Here is a 17609-nt window from a genome sequence, read left to right as displayed (position 1 = left end):
GGGCGGGGCGCGCACGCCGGACCGAATCGTGATCGGTCGTTCTCGTGGACCGGTCCTGCCGCGCCGGCGCAGACCGTACAGTGTGATGTGAAGATGATCAGCATGGGCGGCCGGCAGGGAGGCACGGTGGCAGGCGAGCGGCTTCGGCCAGGCGGATTCGACCCGAGCGTGCCGAACATCGCTCGCATGTACGACTACTACCTCGGCGGCAAGGACCACTACGAGGCCGACCGCCTCCGCGCCGAGGAGGCCAAGTCCGCCGACCCCACCCTGATCACCCTGATCAAGGAGAACCGGGCCTTCATGGGCCGCGCCGTCCGGTACATGGCCGAGCAGGGCATCGACCAGTTCCTCGACATCGGCACCGGGCTGCCCACCCAGCAGAACGTCCACCAGATCGCCCAGTCGGTGAACCCCGCCGCCCGCGTCGCCTACGTCGACTACGACGGCCAGGTCGTCGCGCACGGACGGGCGATCCTCGCGGACTCGCCCGGCACCCGGATGGTCCAGGCCGACATCCGCCGCCCCCGCGAGATCCTGGAGCACCCTGAGATCACCCGGCTGCTGGACTTCGCGAAGCCGGTCGCGCTGCTGACGATCGCCACCCTGCACTTCATCCCGGACGCGGACGACCCGCCCGGCATCATGGCCGAGCTGCGCGACGCGCTCGCCCCCGGCAGCCACATGGCGATCACCCACGCCTCCGCCGACGGAGTGCCCGACATCGTGGCGAAGGTCGTGGAGGTCTACAAGAGGACCAACGCGCCCGGCACGCCGCGCAGCCTGGACCAGGTGACGGGCCTGTTCGGCGACTTCGCACTGGTCGACCCGGGCCTGGTTTGGGCGCCGCTGTGGCGGCCCGAGCGCCCGGTCGCCCTCGAGGAGGCCCTGCCGATCTGGTTCTACGCCGGAGTCGGCCGCAAGCTCTGAGGTGTGCGTGCACGACCGCTCCCTGACGAATGCCACCGGGACGAGGGAAGGCGACATGCGGGCAGTGACGGTCGGAGGTGCGCTCGAGGCCGCGGCGACGCGGGACGAGGCGTTCCTCTTCGACGGCGACGACACCATCACGTACAGCGCGTTCGACGAGCTGGCGGACCGGGTCGCGGCGGGCCTGCTGGCCCGCGGCGTCGGGCCGGGCGACCGCATCGGCCTGCTCGGCCCCAACACCTCGCAGTGGCTCGCGGTGTTCTTCGGCGCCGCCCGGATCGGCGCCGTGGTCGTCCCGCTCAACGTCCGCTACCGGGAGCGGGAGCTGTCGTACATGCTGGGGCAGAGCGGCGCCCGGCTCGTGGTCAGCGTCGACGCCGTGCCCGAGTTCGACTTCGCCGCGTACTTCGCGGCGTCCGGCATCCCCGCCGTGCACTTCGGCGCGGGCTTCGACGCCCTCGCCTCCGCTCCGGCGCCGCCGTCCCTCACCGAGGTCCGCGACGCGGTCGACGCGGACGACCCGCTGATGATCCTCTACACGTCCGGCACCACGGGACGTCCCAAGGGCGCCGTCATCACGCACCGCGGCATCCTGGCCTCGGCCCGGGCCCAGGCCGACCATTTCGGGATGTCCGGCGAGGACGTCCTGCTCGGCCACCTGCCGTTCAACCACGTCGGCGGCATCACCTGCACCATCATGGCCGCCCTGGTCAGCGGCGGCTCGGTCGCGCTGCTGCCCGCGTTCTCCCCGGACGCCGCGCTGCGCGCCGTCGAACGCCACCGGGTGACGTTCCTCGGCGCCGTCCCCACGATGTACGTGCTGATGCTGGGCCGCCCCGACTTCGCCGAGCGCGACGTCTCGTCCGTCCGGCTGTGCATGGCGGGCGGGTCCAACGTGGAGCCCGCGCTCGCCGCCGCGATCCGCCGCGGCTTCCCCGAGGCTCCCCTCTACGGCCTCTACGGCCTGTCCGAATCCTCGGGCGCCTGCGTCCTGTCCCCGATGGACGACGACCCCGAGACGGTCTCCCGGACCCTCGGCGCGATCATCGGCGACTTCGAGGCGCGCGTGACCGCGCCCGACGGCGCCGTGCTGCCGCCGGGCGAGACCGGCGAGCTCCAGATCCGCGGCGCCTGCGTCGCCGCCGGCTACTGGGACATGCCGGACGAGACCGCCGAGGTCTTCCTGCCGGACGGCTGGCTCGCCACCGGGGACATGGTCGCGCTGGAGCCCGACGGGCACCTGGTCCTGCGCGGGCGGAAGAAGGAGATGTACATCCAGGGCGGCTTCAACGTCTACCCGGTCGAGATCGAGAACGTCCTGACCGCCCATCCGAAGGTCGCGATGGCCGCCGGGATCGGCGTCCCCGACGCGGTCCTCGGCGAGGTCGGCCGCTTCTACGTCGTTCCGCGGCCGGGCGCCGAGCCGCCCACCGCCGCCGAACTGACCGCCTACTGCCGCGACCGCCTGGCCGACTACAAGGTCCCCCGCCAGTTCGTCATCACCCCGGACGTCCCGCTGACCCCCGTCGGCAAGATCCACAAGGCCGTCCTCAGGGACCGCGACGCCGCCGCCGCGAACTGAGCCCGGCGCCGGGGAGGAGCGGCCTCCCCGGCGCCGGGCTAGCTGTGCGCGTGGACGTCGAGGATGGCCTGGGCGAGGGTCTCCGAAGCGGGCGCGTTGACGAGCCTCCACTGCGCGGCGCAGGGGATGAGGGCCCACCATTCCTTGGTATGGGTGCCCCACCAGCACAGGACACCGAAGCGGGCATGAAGGTAGGCGATCGTCTCGGTGTGGGGCATGCCGGGATCGGGCGGCGCGATCGGAAGCGCGACGCCGTCCCCCGCCGGACGGCGCGCCCGGGCGGCGAGCGCGGCCGCCACGTAGGGGGTGAGGATCCGGGTGATCCGCCCGGCGGCGCGGGCCGGGTCGGTGTGCGGAGCCAGGTCCTCCCCGGTGCTCGACCGGTACCACCAGACGTCGGACGTCGATCCGGGGGCGAGCGTGACGCTCTCCCCGAACCCCGGGACGGCCGGGTCGAAGACGCGCACGAGCGGGAGGGGCCCGTCGTAGCGCGGTTCGGCCTTCCAGCCATCCCGGACGACTTCCCGTGCAAGCCGGTCAAGATGGCTTGTAATGGAGGAAGTCGAGACTTCGGCGTGCAGATTCTTCGGTTCGATCCACCCCATTACCGGCGCACCCACTTACGGGGGTCGGGTCTCGGACGGCAGGCCGCGCGGCTGAGCTCGTTGGTGAGCGCCTTGCGGAGCCCTTCTGCCGTGCTGCATATAACGGTCGGGTCAATGCCGGCCTTTGGGTCGTGCAGGGTGGCGACCCAGTCGCCGAGCCTTCCGTCGTAGCGCGTGGCGCGCCAGATTCGGTGGCCTTGGAAGTCCTCGCGGAGTCGGGCTAACGCCTGGTCAGCGGGGTTGACGGGCGTGTCCATGATCAGTTCAAGCTTCCGTTGGTGTGGTTGCTCTCCGTTACCGTCCCCAATCTTCCCGTGACCGGGTCGACTTTTGGAAGAGCGGGGAGCCCAACAGATGGAAAGCTCTCGGCGCCGTTAGAAAACACTTCGCTTTCGGGTCGCCCGAGTTTCCCGTCTCCGCCGCCCCGCAACCGCGGGGTTCCGCGTACCTCCGACTGCTTTGGCGGTGAACGCCTGTTTGCCGAACCGACTCCATCTCGTTTCCCTCCGTTCTGTGCAATCCGGTGCAACCGGACAATTCTCCGTCGGGTGGCGGCGCGTTGAGGATCACTGGAGTCGGACCGGGGCTCGGGCAGATCCACAATGGAACGCCTCCTCCGCTCGTGCGACCGGCTTCCGGCAGCGCCAAGAACCAGGGAACGCGAGGCCGCGCGGATTGTAAGGCGATCGGCCACAAGCGGTCATTCTCAGGTTTCGGAATGGCGCATTACGGTCATTCCCATTTCGGTTGTGAAACTTGCGCGGCAAGTATTGGTGCCAGGGTCGATGAGTATTAACCGGCCGCGGGAGGATGGGCCTCCCGTGGAATGAATGCGCGACGAATGAAGCGTCGCGCATTGAGGTATGGGCCCGTGCCGCTTCACGCACTTGCGTTCGCGACCGCCCGCCTGGTAGGCGGCGAACCTCGAAAGACGAATGATCCGCGGGTGCGAAACCGGTGCGAACTCAGAGGTAGGTGATTGAGCGGAGTCTTCGGGACCGTGGTGACACCGCCGCCCGCACGGGGGCGGGACGACTCGCCGGGTAAGAAACGGGACGGCATCCGGTCAAGTCCACTCAGTGGATGTGCGGCACGTCTTTCGCCGTGCGGCATCGCGGTCGGCGCGGTGCCGGCCGGCGCGCTGATTCCCTTCGTCATATGGACCGCGCGCCAGGCCGGGGGAAGGGGTGCCTCCGTCCGCCCGGGCCGGCTGGGGGCACGGACGGGCGCCGCCCCCACGTTGCATGTTCATGCAGGAGTGTGCATACTTGTGCTCATGTCCAAAGTGCTGACCTCCCTGCCCGTCGGTGAGCGCGTCGGGATCGCCTTCTCCGGTGGCCTCGACACTTCGGTGGCGGTCGCGTGGATGCGCGACAAGGGCGCGGTGCCGTGCGCCTACACCGCCGACATCGGGCAGTACGACGAGCCCGACATCGCCTCCGTGCCCGGCCGCGCCGCCAAGTACGGGGCGGAGGTCGCGCGCCTGGTCGACTGCCGGGCCGCCCTCGTGGAGGAGGGGCTCGCCGCCCTGGCCTGTGGCGCGTTCCACATCCGCTCCGGCGGCCGCAGCTACTTCAACACCACCCCGCTCGGACGGGCCGTGACGGGGACCCTCCTGGTCCGCGCCATGCTGGAGGACGACGTCCAGATCTGGGGCGACGGCTCGACGTTCAAGGGCAACGACATCGAGCGGTTCTACCGGTACGGGCTGCTGGCCAACCCGTCCCTGCTGGTCTACAAGCCGTGGCTCGACGCCGACTTCGTGACCGAGCTCGGCGGCCGCACGGAGATGTCGCAGTGGCTGCTCGCCCGCGGCCTGCCCTACCGGGACAGCACGGAGAAGGCCTACTCCACCGACGCCAACATCTGGGGCGCGACCCATGAGGCCAAGGCGCTGGAGCACCTCGACGCCGGGATCGAGACCGTCGACCCGATCATGGGCGTGCGGTTCTGGGACCCCGCCGTGGAGATCCCCGCCGAGGACGTCGTGATCGGCTTCGAGCAGGGCCGCCCGGTGACGATCAACGGCAAGGAGTTCGGGTCGGCCGTCGACCTGGTGCTGGAGGCCAACGCCATCGGCGGGCGGCACGGCCTCGGCATGTCCGACCAGATCGAGAACCGCGTCATCGAGGCCAAGAGCCGCGGCATCTACGAGGCGCCCGGCATGGCGCTGCTGCACGCGGCCTACGAGCGGCTCGTCAACGCGATCCACAACGAGGACACCCTCGCCACCTACCACAGCGAAGGGCGGCGGCTCGGCCGGCTCATGTACGAGGGGCGCTGGCTCGACCCGCAGGCGCTGATGCTGCGCGAGTCGCTGCAGCGCTGGGTGGGGACGGCCGTCACCGGCGAGGTCACCCTGCGGCTGCGGCGCGGCGAGGACTACTCCGTCCTCGACACCACCGGGCCCGCGTTCAGCTACCACCCCGACAAGCTGTCCATGGAGCGCACCGAGGACTCCGCGTTCGGCCCAGTGGACCGGATCGGGCAGCTGACGATGCGCAACCTCGACATCGCCGACTCGCGCGCCAAGCTGGAGCAGTACGCCGGGCTCGGCATGGTCGGCAGCTCGCACCCGGCCCTGATCGGCGCCGCGCAGGCGGCCTCCACCGGGCTGATCGGCGCGATGCCGGCGGGCGGCGCCGAGGCGATCGCCTCCCGCGGCAAGGACTCCCGTGACGCCGAGGTCCTCGACCGCGCCGCCATGGAGTTCGGCACCGACTGACCCGCGCCCGGGCCACCATAGGGAGCTAGGGCCTGGTCTCGGTCGCGCGCGAACGCGTGACCTGCCCGGTGCGGCGGAGCCGGAGGCGAGCTGCACCGGGCAGATCGCGAAGCGATGCCGCGTTCGCCCAGCCCCGGTCACGTAGCGAGCCGCCAGGCGAGCGAAGCGGGCCGGGACTCTGAAACACAGCTAGGGGGCCTCGTCCTCTACGGGGGGAAGCGGGGTCTCCTTCTCCGGTGGCCCGACGAAGCTGTGCAGCGCCGCGGCCACCACGGCCCCCACCAGGGGCGCGACGATGAACAGCCACACCTGCGACAGCGCCGTCCCGCCGAGGACGACGGCCGGGCCGAGGCTGCGGGCCGGGTTGACCGATGTCCCCGTGATCGGGATGCCGATGAGGTGGACGGTCGTGAGGGCGAGGCCGATGCCGACCCCGGCGACCGACGGGATGGCGGCCGTGCTCGTCATGGACAGCACGATGAACACGAACAGGGCGGTCAGGACGACCTCGGTCAGGAACGCCCCGCCCATGTCGACGCGGATGAGGCTGGCGTCGCCCCACCCGTCCGCGCCGAGGCCGGTCACGGAGCGGGAGTAGAGCGGCGAGCCGGAGAAGGTCGCCCAGAGCAGGAGCGCGCCCAGGATGCCGCCGGCGAACTGGGCGAGCCAGTAGCCGGCGGCGTCGATCGGCGGGATCCGGCGGGCGAGAAGCACGCCCAGCGTGACGGCCGGGTTGATGTGGCAGCCCGAGATCGGCCCGATCGCGTAGACCAGGACGAGGAGCACCAGGCCGAAGGCCAGCGCCGTCGCGACGACGCCCGCCGAGAGGCTGCGCCCGGCGACCCCGAAGCCGAACGACAGGGTCGCCACTCCCACCGCGAAGTACACCAGGAGCAGCGTGCCCACGAGCTCCGCCGCGATCCTCCTGAACACGTTCTCCCCTTCCCCCGAGGATCCGATGCCGTCGGCCTACCCCCGCGGGCGAGGAAGATCGTCTCAGGGTGATCGCCGTGACCCAGAAATGGGGACGGCTTGGGGAACCGGTCAGGCGCGCCGCGCCGGTCAGGCGTGCTGCGCCAGGCTGGTCCAGCTCTCGTCCCAGAGGGCGTCGCGGCGGCGGTCGCAGCGGCGGCGGGCGAGGAGGTAGGCGGCCAGCAGGGGGACCCCCACCGCGAGGGCGGCCGTGGCCGCGGCGACGGCGGTGGTGGCCAGGGTGGCGGTGCGGGTCTGGGGGTGCTGGACGGGATCGCCCGCCGCGTCCACCCAGACGCGCTGCTCCATGCCCGGCCTGACGGACTTGTCGGCGGGGACGACGGTGGTCCGCGTCCGGCCGTCGGGGGACGTCCAGGCCAGCTCGGCGTAGGTGTGCCGCACGCCCGCGCCGCCCTGGGAGTCGGTGTGGACGACCTGCGCCGTGACGCGGTGGACGTTGCGGTGCTCGGCCCGGACGCCGCTGCGGTAGGCGTCGACGGCCAGGAGCACGGACGCGGGCGGGGCGAGCACCGTGAACAGCACCGCGGCGGCGACGCCGACCGCCCACTGGCGGCGGTCGACGGCGCGCCGCAGGTCGTTGCGGTCGAAGCCGAAACGGCGGCGGACCCGTCCAAGCCTTCTCATTGCCTCCTCCTCTTCCTCCTTCGTCCGTGACATTAATGGCTCCGGGAAGCGGTCGGGGACGCGCCTCTTCTGGTGCCGCGGCGGAACGCGCAGACTGGCAGGAGGAGGACATGGACATGACGGGCGTGGAGAGCGACGACCAGAAGCACGTCCTGTTCGGCTACGACGGGACGTCGGAGAACGACACGGCGCTGCGCTGGGCGATCGAGGAGGCCCGGCTGCGCGGCCTCGACCTGGTGGTGTGCCACTGCTGGCACTGGCCCTACCCGGAGGGGCACGAGGACCCACACGGCGAGGCCGTCATGAGGCGGGCGGGGAAGAACCTGCTGGAGCGCGGAACGCGGCGCGCCCGCGAACTGGGGGCGGCCGGCGCGGTGCGCGGCCGCCTCGTCCGCGGCCCTGCCCGCGGCGCGCTGCTGCGCGAGTCCCGCGACGCGGAGCTGACGGTGGTCGGGGCCCCCGAGCGGCTGGACGAGGGCGCGGGGGTGCTGGAACTCGCGGCGCGCTCCTCCCGCCCGATGGTCGTCGTCAAGGACGGGGCGGGCCCCCGCCGGGTCGTCGCGGGCGCGGACGGGACGAGCTGGTGCGACCCGGCGCTGGGCTTCGCCGCCGCCGAGGCGGCGCTGCGCCGGTGGGAGCTGCGCGTGCTGTACGCGTGCTGGGAGCCCGCCGCGGTCGACGCGGACGAGCTGGCGCTGTTCCACGACAGGGAGCTGCTGGAGAAGACGCGCGCGGGAGAGCTGGAGGCGGCCGTGGCGCCCTGGCGCGCGCGGTACCCGGAGCTCGACATCCGGGTCTCCCTGCTGCTGGAACGCCCCCTGGAGGCGCTGTTCGGCGCCGCGGACGACGCCGGGCTGCTGGTGCTCGGCGACCGGGGCGCCGGGATCGCCCCGCTGGGCTCGACCAGCACGGCGGTGCTCCGGCGGGCCCGCCGCGCCGTCGCGATCGTCCCCGCGCGCCCGGACTGAGCGCCGGTCAGGGATCGCCGGCCAGGGCCTCGGTCGCGTGCAGGGCGGGGTCGGCCGGCAGGTCGGGGTCGAGGATCAGCTGGAGCATCAGGCCGTCCAGCACCGCGGTGAAGAGCATGGCGGTGCCCTCGCGGCGCTCGGCGGGCCAGCCGGGGCGCAGGTGCTCCAGCCGCGCGGCGATGCGGGCCCGCACGTCCCGCGCCCAGTCCCGCCGCTCGGCGCCCATCCGCGGGTCGCGCAGCGCCCGGACCAGCAGTTCGGCGGCGAGCCTGAGGTTGCGCTCCCCGGCGAGCATCTCCAGGACGCGCTCGCGCAGCGCCCGCAGCGCGGCCTCGGTGTCCGGCGCGGCGACCAGCGCGTCCACCACCGGGTCGACGATCGTCTCGCTGGCCCGCTGAGCGACGGCGACGTGCAGCCCCGGCAGCCCGTTGAAGTAGTGGTGCAGGAGCCCCGGCCGGATCCGGGCCCGGTCCGCGACGGCCCGGGCCGTGAGTGCGGCCCAGCCGCCCTCGGCGAGCAGGTCGAGACCGATGCCCACGAGCTGCTCCCGGCGTGCCAGGCCGCGGGGCGTCGACGCGCGGGGCTCCTCGTGGGTCATCACGCCACGCTATCCCAACGCTTGCACCCTGCAACCATCGAGATCATCGCGCGTCCCCGGTTCCCCGGGGCCGGACGGGGTAGGGCCGCCGCATGATCGATGCGGTGCTCTTCGACGTCGACGGCACGCTGGTCGACACCAACTACCTGCACGCCGCCACCTGGTGGCAGGCGTTCCTCCAGCACGGGCACACCGTCCCCATGGCGGACGTGCACCGGGCGGTCGGCATGGGGTCGGACAAGCTGCTGGACCATCTGCTCCCCGACGACCGGGACCGGGACGCCGACGACGGGATCCGCACGGCGCACACGGCCCTGTACGCGCAGTACTGGTCGCGGCTCCAGGCCTTCGACGGCGCCGCCGACCTGCTGCGGGCCTGCTCCGGGCGCGGGAACCGCGTCGTGCTCGCCAGCTCGGCCGCCGCGCCCGAGCTGAGGGCGCTGCGCGCCGCGCTGGACGCCGACGACGCGATCGACGAGGCCACCTCCGGTTCGGAGGTGGAGGCGACCAAGCCGGCGCCCGACCTCGTCCGGCTGGCCCTGGAACGGGCCGCGGTGCCCGCCGAGCGGGCCGTGTTCGTGGGCGACACGCGCTGGGACGTCGAGGCGGCCCGGCGGGCGGGGATGCCGTGCGTGTGCGTGCTCACCGGCGGCTGGAGCCGCGCCGAACTGGAGCGGGCGGGCGCGGCGGCCGTCTACGACGACCCCCGCGCCCTCCTGGACGATCTGGACCGCGGCCCGCTCGCGCTATGACGCGCGGTCGCGCTCGGCGGCGAGCTGCAGCGCCACGTCGATGATCATGTCCTCCTGGCCGCCCACGTAGCCGGCCTCGCCGACCTTCTGCAGGATCTCGTGCGCCGGGACGCCGTAGCGCTCGGCGGCCCGCTCGGCGTGCAGCAGGAAGCTGGAGTACACGCCCGCGTACCCCTGCGTGATCGCGCCGCGGTCGGCGAACGGCAGCCGGTGCAGGAAGGGCTTCACCACGTCGTCGGCCGCCGCCAGCGCGCCCTGCACGTCCACGCCCGTCGGGACGCCGAGCCGCTCGAACGTCGCGACCAGCACCTCGGTGGGGGAGTTGCCCGCCCCCGCGCCGAGCGCGCACAGCGCGCCGTCGATCTGCCGGGCGCCGTTCTGCTGCGCCAGGACGGAGTTGGCGACGCCGAGGGAGAGGTTCTGGTGGCCGTGGAAGCCGACCTGCGCCTCGTGCCCGATCTCCTTGACCAGCGCGCTGATCCGTTCCTGCGCCTCACCGAGGACGAGGGCGCCCGCGGAGTCGACGACGTAGACGCACTGCGCGCCGCCGTCCACCATGATCCGGGCCTGCCGCGCCAGCTCCTCCGGGCCCACCCGGTGCGACAGCATGAGGAACCCGACGGTCTCCATGCCGAGGTCGCGGGCGGCGGCGAAGTGCTGCAGCGACACGTCCGCCTCGGTGCAGTGCGTGGCGACGCGGGCGACGGACGCGCCCGCGTCGTGCGCCATCTTCAGGTCGTGGACCGTGCCGAGGCCCGGCAGCAGCAGGACGGCGATCTTGGCCCGGGTCGCCTCGTCCACGGCGGCGGCGACGAGCTTAACGTCGTCCTCCAGCGAGAAGCCGTAGTTGAAGGACGATCCGCCGAGACCGTCGCCGTGGGTGACCTCGATGACCTCGACCCCTGCGGCGTCCAGGGCGTGCACGACGCCGCGGACCTGCTCCTCGGTGAAGCGGTGCGCCATCGCGTGGCTGCCGTCCCGCAGCGTCGAGTCGGTGATCCGGATCTTCTCGGTGACGTCGCTCATGAGGAGGCCTTCCTTCGCGCGAGCTGCTCGCCTACCCTGGCGGCGGCCGCGGTCATGATGTCGAGGTTGCCGGCCCACGCAGGCAGGTAGTCGCCGTTGCCGCGCACCTCCAGGAACACCGCGACGCGGGCCATCCCGTTCCAGATGTCGCGGGGCTCGTCGAACTGCGGCTCGACGCGCAGCGTGTAGCCGGGCACGTAGGCGGCGACCTCCGCGACCATCTTCTCGATCGACTCGGAGACGGCCTTGGTGTCGGCGTCGGACGGGATCGCGCAGAACACCGTGTCCCGCATGATCATCGGCGGGTCCACCGGGTTGAGGATGATGATCGCCTTGCCCCGCCCGGCGCCGCCGACCTGCTCGATCGCGCGGGCCGTGGTCTCGGTGAACTCGTCGATGTTCGCGCGGGTGCCGGGCCCGGCCGAGCGGGACGCGATCGACGCGACGATCTCGGCGTACGGCACCGGCACCACCGAGGACACCGCGTGCACGATCGGGATCGTCGCCTGGCCGCCGCAGGTGATCATGTTGAGGTTGGGGGCGTCCGAGAGCGAGTCCAGGTTCACCGGCGGGCACACCAGGGGGCCCGCCGCGGCCGGCGTCAGGTCGATCGCCGTGATCCCCGCCTCCTCGTAGCGGGGCGCGTTGGCCAGATGGGCCTTCGCCGACGTCGCCTCGAACACCAGGTCGGGCAGCACGGGCTGCTTCAGCAGCCAGTCCACGCCCTCCGCCGACGCCTCGACGCCCATCCTGCGGGCGCGCTCCAGGCCGTCGGACTCCGGCACCACCCCGACCATCGAGTGGACGTCGATCAGCTCGCTGCGCTGGAGTTTGACCAGCAGGTCGGTGCCGATGTTCCCCGGCCCGACGATCGCCGCCGTCAACTTGCTCATGCCTGTTCCCTCCTTCCGAACCGAGCGGTCACGGAACCGATTCCGGCGAACGTCGCCGTCAGCGTCTGTCCGGGCGCGACCGGCACGGCCGCGGTGATGGAGCCGGGCAGCACCACGTGCCCGGCCTCCAGGCTCACGCCGCGCTCGCCGAGGACGTTGGCCAGCCAGACCAGCGCGTTGATCGGCGATCCGAGGACCGCGCCGCCCGCGCCGGTGTCGATCAGGTCGCCGTCGCGGCGCAGCAGGCAGCCCATCAGCGACAGGTCCTGGTCGTCCAGGCGGACCGGGCGGGTGCCGAGCACCACGCCGCCGCTGGAGGCGTTGTCCGCGATCGTGTCCGGCAGGGTGATCTTCCAGTCCGCGATGCGGGAGTCGATCACCTCAAGCGCGGGCAGCACGTAGTCGACGGCCGCGACGGCGTCCGCCGCCGTGGCGCCGGGCCCGGCCAGCGGGCGGCCCAGCACGAACGCGATCTCCGGTTCGATCCGGGGCTGCAGAAACCGGCCGGTGTCGATCGGGGCGCTCTCCGGCAGGAACATCGTGTCCAGCAGCACGCCGAAGTCCGGCTGGTCCACGCCCATCTGGCGCTGCATCGCCGCCGAGGTCAGGCCGACCTTGTGGCCCTTGACGCGCGCTCCGGCGGCGGTCCACGCCGTGACCTGGGCGAGCTGGACCGCGTAGGCGTCGGCCACCGACATGTCCGGATGGTCCTTCGTCAGCGGCGCGATGGGAGTGCCGGTGGCGTACGCGTCGAGCAGCGCGGCCGCGGCCTTCTCCACTGAACCCGGGTCCATGGGGCCGTCCTTTCGTTCGTATGGGCAGGCCGAGCCTCTCCCGCCCGGGGCCCCGCGGGCAACGCGGACGTCCCGCGTGGTGGGACACTGGTTTCATGCCGCCCGTCCCGTCCGAGGAGAGCTTCCTGCGCCGCGTCGTCGCGGTGCTGTCGGCGTTCCGCCCGGAGGACGACGGCCTGGGCGCCGCCGAGCTGGCCCGCCGCAGCGGCCTGCCGAAGTCGACCGCGCACCGCATCGCCCTCGACCTGGTGGACGCCGGGCTGCTGGAGCGCCGGGGCCCGCGGGTGCGGCTCGGCCTGCGGCTGTTCGAGATCGGGCAGCGGGTGCCGCGCCAGCGGGTGCTGCGCGACGCCGCCGTCCCCTACATGTCGGACCTGCGGGAGGCGACCCGGCAGACCGTCCATCTCGCGGTGCTGGAGGGCGGCGAGGTCGTCTACGTGGAGATCCTCGGCTCCTCCGGCGGCCCGCGGCTGCCGTCGCAGGTGGGCGGGCGGCTGCCCGCGCACGTGACGGGGGTGGGCAAGGCGATCCTCGCGTTCTCCCCGCCGGAGGTCGTCAAGGGCGTGCTGGAGTCGGAGCTGGTCAAGGTCGGCGAGCGCAGCGTGACCGCGCCGGGGCTGCTCGCCCGGGAACTGGAGACGATCAGGCGGGAGGGCGTCGCCTACGACCGGGAGGAGTCCGGCAGCGGCATCGTCTGCGCCGCCAGCCCCGTCCTCGGCCCGGACGGCCTGGTCCTCGGCGCGCTGTCGGTGTCGGGCTGGGCGACGCGGATGCGGCTCGCCGCGGTCGCGCCGGCCGTCCACACCGCCGCGCTCACCCTGTCGCGCACGCTGGGCGGCTAGGGGCTCCCGACGGTCAGCCCTCCGGCAGGCGGCGGGCCAGGAGCTCGGCGAGGTGCTCGCCGTCGCGCCGCGCCAGCCCGCGCAGCTGCGTGCGGCAGCTGAACCCGTCGGCCAGGACCACCGCGTCCTCCCCGGCCGCGCGGACGGCCGGGAGCAGCCGCTGCTCGGCGACGGCGACCGACACCTCGTGGTGGCCCTTCTCGACGCCGAAGTTGCCGGCCAGCCCGCAGCAGTCGCCGAGCCGCTCGACGTCCGCGCCCGCCTTGCGTAGCAGGTCGGCGTCCTTCGCCCAGCCCATGACGGCGTGGTGGTGACAGTGCGGCTGCGCGATCCCGGTGACGCCGGACAGGTCGGGCGGCGTCCAGTCCGGCGTCTCGGCGAGCAGCTCGGCCAGGGTGCGGGTCGCGGCGGCGACCTCGCGGGCGGCGGCCGCGTCCACGCCCCTCAGCAGCTCCTCGGCGTCGGACCGCAGCACCCCGGTGCAGGACGGCTCCATGCCGACGACCCTTGCGCCGCGACGCACGTGGGGGAGCAGCGCGCGGACGGTGCGGCGCGCCTGCGCCCGCGCACCGTCCAGCTGACCGGTGGAGATCCACGTGATCCCGCAGCACACGGGGCGCTCGGTCACCGTGACGCGGTAGCCGGCGTGCTCCAGCACCCGCACGGTCGCCCGGCCCACCTCCGGGGAGAACGCGTCGGTGAAGCTGTCCACGAACAGCACCACGTCGCCGTTGCGGCCCCGCGGGCTTCGGTGGGAGGCGAACCAGCGCCGGAACGTCACGGGCGCGAGCGCGGGCAGCGTGCGCCGCCCGTCGATGCCCGCGCCCCAGGCGAGCAGCGGCTTCAGCGCGCGCGACCGCATCGCCGCGTTCACCGCCTTGATCGCCGCGGGCGCCCGGGCGGCGAGCCGCGTCCAGCGCGGGAGCCGGCCGAGCGCGTAGTGGGAGCGCGGCCGGATCCGCCCCCGGTACCGCCGGTGCAGCGCCTCCGCCTTGTAGGAGGCCATGTCGACGCCGGTCGGGCAGTCGGACGCGCAGCCCTTGCACGCGAGGCACAGATCGAGGACGTCGTGCAGGGCGTCGGACTTCCAGCCGTCCGGGCCGAGCTTCCCGCTGACGACCTCCTGGAGCACCCGGGCCCGTCCGCGCGTGGAGTCCTTCTCCTCCCGGGTCGCCAGGTAGGACGGGCACATCACGCCGCCCGACCCGGTGTTGTCGGCGCGGCACTTGCCCACACCGGTGCAGCGGTGCACGGCACGGGACAGGTCGCCCCGGTCGTCCCGGTAGGCGAGGCCGAGGCCCCGGTCCAGCGGGATCGTCTGCACGGCGCGCAGGTCGGCGTCCACGGCCGCGGGGCGGACGATGATGCCGGGGTTGAGCACGTCGTCCGGGTCGAAGACGTCCTTGACGGCCGAGCACAGCGCCAGCGCCTCGGGCGAGTACATGTGCGGCAGCAGCTCGCTGCGGGCCCGCCCGTCGCCGTGCTCGCCGGACATGGTGCCGCCGTGCCGCGCCGCCAGCGCCGCCGCCTCGTTCAGGAAGTCCCGGAAGACGCGCGTCCCGCCGGTCCGCCCGAACGGGAAGTCGATCCGGACGTGGATGCACCCGTCGCCGAAATGCCCGTACGGGACGCCGAACAGGTCGTAGCCGGCCAGCAGCGCCTCGAACTCCCGCAGGTAGGCGCCGAGCCGCTCGGGCGGGACCGCCGCGTCCTCCCACCCGGCGTGCGCCTGCTCGCCGGAGGGCGTGCGCGCGACGAGCCCGGAGCCGTCCTCGCGGATCCGCCACAGCGCGTCGGCGAGCGCCATGTCCTCCACGAGCGCCGAGTCGGCGCAACCGGAATCGGCGACGATCTCGCGCGCCGTGGAACGCAGAGCCCCGGCCTCGGGGCCGGCCAGCTCCACCAGCAGCCACCCGGACCCGGACGGCAGCGGCGGCACCGCGGCGGCGCCTCGCCGCTCCCGCACGACGTCGACGATCCGCGAGTCCAGTCCCTCGCACGCGACCGGGCCGTGCGGCAGGATCGCCGGGACGGCGTCGGCGGCCTCGGCCATCGACCCGTACCCGAGCACCACCAGCGCCCGGTGCGCGGGCTCCCGGACCATCCGCACCCGTGCCGCGAGCGTCAGCGCGAGCGTCCCCTCGCTTCCCACCAGCGCGCGGGCGACGTCGAAGCCCTGCTCCGGCAGCAGGTGCTCCAGCGAGTATCCGGAGACCTGCCGGCCGAACCGCCCGAACTCGGTCCGCACGAGGGCCAGGTTCTCGCCGACCAGCCCCCGCAGCCGCTCCAGCAGGACGCTGCCGGGCCGCGCCCCCGGCACGTCGCCGAGCCGCAGCCGCTCCCCGGACCCGGTGACGACGTCGAGGCCGAGCACGTTGTCGCTCGTGCGCCCGTAGCCGAGCGCCCGCGAGCCGCACGCGTTGTTGCCGATCATCCCGCCGAGCGTGGCGCGCGTCCGGGTGGACGGGTCGGGCCCGAAACGCAGCCCGTGCTCCGCCGCCGCCCGGTGCAGGTCCGCCTGCACGATGCCGGGCTCCACCAGCGCCGTCCCCGCCTCCGGGTCGATCTCCAGCACGCGGTTCAGGTGCCGGCTCACGTCGGCGACGACCCCGGGCCCGACCGCGTTCCCCGCGATGGACGTCCCGGCGCCCCGCATCGTGAGCGGCACCCCGGCGTCCCGGCACACCGCGAGGACGGCCGGCAGCTCGCCCGCCTCGCGGGGCGTCACCACGACCCGCGGCGGCACCCGGTACAGGGAGGCGTCCGACGAGTACAGGGACCGCGCGAGCGCCGAGTCGTCCACCCCGCTGACCCCGGCCGCCCGCAGCGCCTCCAGCAGCTCGCCGTGCTCACGATGGTCGGTCACGGTGACCACGGTAGGTCATCGCGGGCCCGCGCCCTCGCGGGGCCTTCGTCGGGACCAAGGTCCCTACCGCGCGTCACCGCGCTCCACGAGGGTGGTGCGGCGGAACCGATCATGGTTATCCGCTCGGCGCACAGGGAAGGCCCACCGAAATCGGGCTGACGGAGGCAGGTCACGGTGACTGGGACACGTCGGACGGCGGAAGCGGGGCCCGCGGAAACCGGGGTGGGCGGCGGCCGGCCGATGGTCATGCTGGCGGTGGCCACGATCGGGTTCGCGGTGAACTTCTGGGCGTGGGCGCTGCTGAGCCCGCTGGGGCCACGGTTCAAGGACTCGCTGGATCTCTCGTCGTTCGAGCAGTCCCTGCTCGTGGCCGTGCCCGTGGTCGTGGGCTCGCTCGGGCGCATCCCGGTCGGGGCCCTGACCGACCGGTTCGGCGGCCGGGTGATGTTCCCCGCGGTCTCGCTGTTCACCATCGTGCCCGTCCTCTACCTGGGCCTGGCCGGGCACTCCTCGCTGGCGTCGCTGCTCGTCGGCGGGTTCTTCCTCGGCATCGCCGGCACGACGTTCGCGGTCGGGGTCCCCTTCGTCAACGCCTGGTTCCCGCCCCAGCGGCGCGGGCTGGCGGTCGGGATCTTCGGCGCCGGGATGGGCGGCACCGCGATCAGCGCGCTGACGACCGTCAAGGAGGTCGACAGGTACGGGACGGAGTTCCCGTTCGTGGTGATGGCCGTGCTGCTCGCCGTGTACGCGGCCGTCGCGTGGCTCGTCCTGCGGGAGGCCCCCGGGCGCACCGCGCCGACCGAGCCGCTCGCGAAACGGCTGGTCGCGACGGCCCGGATGGGCGTGACCTGGCAGATGTCGGCCCTCTACGCCGTGGCGTTCGGCGGCTACGTCGCGTTCTCGGTGTACCTGCCCACGTATCTGAAGACGCAGTACGGGCTGTCGCAGTCGGACGCCGCCAACCGGATGGCGGGGTTCGTCCTGCTGGCGGTGGTGATGCGCCCGATCGGCGGGTGGCTGTCGGACCGGGTCGGCGCCGCCCGGGTGATGACGGCGGCCCTGGCGGTGACGGTGGCGGGCGCGGCGGCGCAGTCGTTCGCGCCGCCGCTGATGCCGCTCGGGACGATCGCGTTCCTCGCCATGGCCGCCGCGCTCGGCGCCGGCAGCGGCGCCACGTTCGCGCTGGTCGCGCAGCTCACCCCGGTGAGCAAGGTCGGCGCGGTCACCGGTGTCGTCGGCGCCGCGGGCGGCCTCGGCGGGTTCGTCCCGCCGCTGGTCATGGGGTTCGTCTACGGCGCCTACGGCTCCTACGCCGCCGGACTCGTGCTGCTCGCGCTCGTGGCCGCGGCCGCCGCGCTGTTCACCGCCACGGTCGTCCGGCGCGCCGTGCCGGCCCGCCGGGACGCATAGG

General features: G+C 73.4%; 15 protein-coding genes. 7 read left to right on the top strand and 8 right to left on the bottom strand.

Annotated elements, in window-relative coordinates:
- Window positions 1-93: 93 nt before the first annotated feature.
- The gene (locus AB0C84_RS29800) at window positions 94-930 is read left to right on the top strand and encodes an SAM-dependent methyltransferase (RefSeq protein ID WP_307809873.1); all 837 of its coding nucleotides are present in this window, start codon (window positions 94-96) and stop codon (window positions 928-930) included.
- Between the two features lie 55 nt (window positions 931-985).
- Window positions 986-2512 carry an AMP-binding protein gene (locus AB0C84_RS29795; RefSeq protein ID WP_361072959.1) on the top strand — a complete coding sequence of 509 codons (1527 nt, stop codon included), beginning with the start codon at window positions 986-988 and terminating at the stop codon, window positions 2510-2512.
- 38 nt (window positions 2513-2550) lie between these two features.
- Here AB0C84_RS29795 and AB0C84_RS29790 read toward each other — a convergent pair whose 3' ends face one another.
- Window positions 2551-2979, bottom strand: coding sequence for a hypothetical protein (locus AB0C84_RS29790; protein WP_361072957.1), 429 nt, complete (start codon window positions 2977-2979; stop codon window positions 2551-2553).
- 1414 nt (window positions 2980-4393) lie between these two features.
- Between AB0C84_RS29790 and argG the strand changes: the two genes are divergently transcribed.
- On the top strand, window positions 4394-5842 hold the full coding sequence (argG, locus tag AB0C84_RS29785) for an argininosuccinate synthase (protein WP_179841934.1): 1449 nt from the start codon (window positions 4394-4396) through the stop codon (window positions 5840-5842).
- Between the two features lie 189 nt (window positions 5843-6031).
- On the opposite strand, the gene AB0C84_RS29780 is transcribed toward argG, so the two are convergent.
- Window positions 6032-6775: an aquaporin gene (locus AB0C84_RS29780; protein ID WP_361072953.1), complete on the bottom strand. Its 744-nt coding sequence runs from the start codon at window positions 6773-6775 to the stop codon at window positions 6032-6034.
- 129 nt (window positions 6776-6904) lie between these two features.
- On the bottom strand, window positions 6905-7459 hold the full coding sequence (locus AB0C84_RS29775) for a hypothetical protein (protein WP_361072950.1): 555 nt from the start codon (window positions 7457-7459) through the stop codon (window positions 6905-6907).
- Between the two features lie 110 nt (window positions 7460-7569).
- Between AB0C84_RS29775 and AB0C84_RS29770 the strand changes: the two genes are divergently transcribed.
- Complete coding sequence (locus AB0C84_RS29770; RefSeq protein ID WP_361072947.1) at window positions 7570-8427, top strand: universal stress protein; 858 nt, start codon at window positions 7570-7572, stop codon at window positions 8425-8427.
- 7 nt (window positions 8428-8434) lie between these two features.
- On the opposite strand, the gene AB0C84_RS29765 is transcribed toward AB0C84_RS29770, so the two are convergent.
- Window positions 8435-9025 (bottom strand): TetR family transcriptional regulator C-terminal domain-containing protein, encoded by a 591-nt coding sequence (locus AB0C84_RS29765; protein WP_361072945.1) that lies wholly within the window; start codon window positions 9023-9025, stop codon window positions 8435-8437.
- Between the two features lie 92 nt (window positions 9026-9117).
- On the opposite strand from AB0C84_RS29765, the gene AB0C84_RS29760 reads away from it, so the two are divergent.
- Window positions 9118-9777, top strand: a complete 660-nt coding sequence (locus AB0C84_RS29760; RefSeq protein WP_361072942.1) for an HAD family hydrolase — start codon at window positions 9118-9120, stop codon at window positions 9775-9777.
- On the opposite strand, the gene dmpG is transcribed toward AB0C84_RS29760, so the two are convergent.
- From dmpG to AB0C84_RS29745, 3 genes are read right to left on the bottom strand one after another with little or no spacing between them, the layout of a single operon-like run.
- Window positions 9772-10803: a 4-hydroxy-2-oxovalerate aldolase gene (dmpG, locus tag AB0C84_RS29755; protein ID WP_179841930.1), complete on the bottom strand. Its 1032-nt coding sequence runs from the start codon at window positions 10801-10803 to the stop codon at window positions 9772-9774. The genes AB0C84_RS29760 and dmpG overlap by 6 nt on opposite strands.
- Window positions 10800-11696: an acetaldehyde dehydrogenase (acetylating) gene (locus AB0C84_RS29750; RefSeq protein ID WP_361072938.1), complete on the bottom strand. Its 897-nt coding sequence runs from the start codon at window positions 11694-11696 to the stop codon at window positions 10800-10802. The genes dmpG and AB0C84_RS29750 overlap by 4 nt, the downstream gene beginning before the upstream one ends.
- A complete protein-coding gene (locus tag AB0C84_RS29745; RefSeq protein ID WP_361072935.1) occupies window positions 11693-12490 on the bottom strand; it encodes a 2-keto-4-pentenoate hydratase in 798 nt (265 codons plus the stop codon). The genes AB0C84_RS29750 and AB0C84_RS29745 overlap by 4 nt, the downstream gene beginning before the upstream one ends.
- Window positions 12491-12585: 95 nt before the next feature.
- On the opposite strand from AB0C84_RS29745, the gene AB0C84_RS29740 reads away from it, so the two are divergent.
- Window positions 12586-13332: an IclR family transcriptional regulator gene (locus AB0C84_RS29740; protein WP_258944243.1), complete on the top strand. Its 747-nt coding sequence runs from the start codon at window positions 12586-12588 to the stop codon at window positions 13330-13332.
- 13 nt (window positions 13333-13345) lie between these two features.
- On the opposite strand, the gene AB0C84_RS29735 is transcribed toward AB0C84_RS29740, so the two are convergent.
- Window positions 13346-16198, bottom strand: coding sequence for an FAD-linked oxidase C-terminal domain-containing protein (locus tag AB0C84_RS29735; protein ID WP_361072932.1), 2853 nt, complete (start codon window positions 16196-16198; stop codon window positions 13346-13348).
- A 174-nt stretch (window positions 16199-16372) separates the two neighbouring features.
- Here AB0C84_RS29735 and AB0C84_RS29730 point away from each other — a divergent pair, with 174 nt between their 5' ends.
- The gene (locus tag AB0C84_RS29730; protein WP_361072929.1) at window positions 16373-17608 is read left to right on the top strand and encodes a NarK/NasA family nitrate transporter; all 1236 of its coding nucleotides are present in this window, start codon (window positions 16373-16375) and stop codon (window positions 17606-17608) included.
- Window position 17609: the final 1 nt, after the last annotated feature.

The organism is Actinomadura sp. NPDC048955, from assembly GCF_040649435.1.
Classification (GTDB): Bacteria; Actinomycetota; Actinomycetes; order Streptosporangiales; family Streptosporangiaceae; genus Spirillospora; species Spirillospora luteofluorescens.
This window is presented reverse-complemented; position numbering and strand designations above follow the sequence as displayed.

Bases quoted from the DNA above. Each gene is read 5' to 3' on its own strand.
- AB0C84_RS29800 (WP_307809873.1), top strand. From the start codon at position 94: ATGATCAGCATGGGCGGCCGGCAGGGAGGCACGGTGGCAGGCGAGCGG.
- AB0C84_RS29795 (WP_361072959.1), top strand. From the start codon at position 986: ATGCGGGCAGTGACGGTCGGAGGTGCGCTCGAGGCCGCGGCGACGCGG.
- argG (WP_179841934.1), top strand. From the start codon at position 4,394: ATGTCCAAAGTGCTGACCTCCCTGCCCGTCGGTGAGCGCGTCGGGATC.
- AB0C84_RS29775 (WP_361072950.1), bottom strand. From the start codon at position 7,459: ATGAGAAGGCTTGGACGGGTCCGCCGCCGTTTCGGCTTCGACCGCAAC.
- AB0C84_RS29770 (WP_361072947.1), top strand. From the start codon at position 7,570: ATGGACATGACGGGCGTGGAGAGCGACGACCAGAAGCACGTCCTGTTC.
- AB0C84_RS29765 (WP_361072945.1), bottom strand. From the start codon at position 9,025: ATGACCCACGAGGAGCCCCGCGCGTCGACGCCCCGCGGCCTGGCACGC.
- AB0C84_RS29760 (WP_361072942.1), top strand. From the start codon at position 9,118: ATGATCGATGCGGTGCTCTTCGACGTCGACGGCACGCTGGTCGACACC.
- dmpG (WP_179841930.1), bottom strand. From the start codon at position 10,803: ATGAGCGACGTCACCGAGAAGATCCGGATCACCGACTCGACGCTGCGG.
- AB0C84_RS29750 (WP_361072938.1), bottom strand. From the start codon at position 11,696: ATGAGCAAGTTGACGGCGGCGATCGTCGGGCCGGGGAACATCGGCACC.
- AB0C84_RS29745 (WP_361072935.1), bottom strand. From the start codon at position 12,490: ATGGACCCGGGTTCAGTGGAGAAGGCCGCGGCCGCGCTGCTCGACGCG.
- AB0C84_RS29740 (WP_258944243.1), top strand. From the start codon at position 12,586: ATGCCGCCCGTCCCGTCCGAGGAGAGCTTCCTGCGCCGCGTCGTCGCG.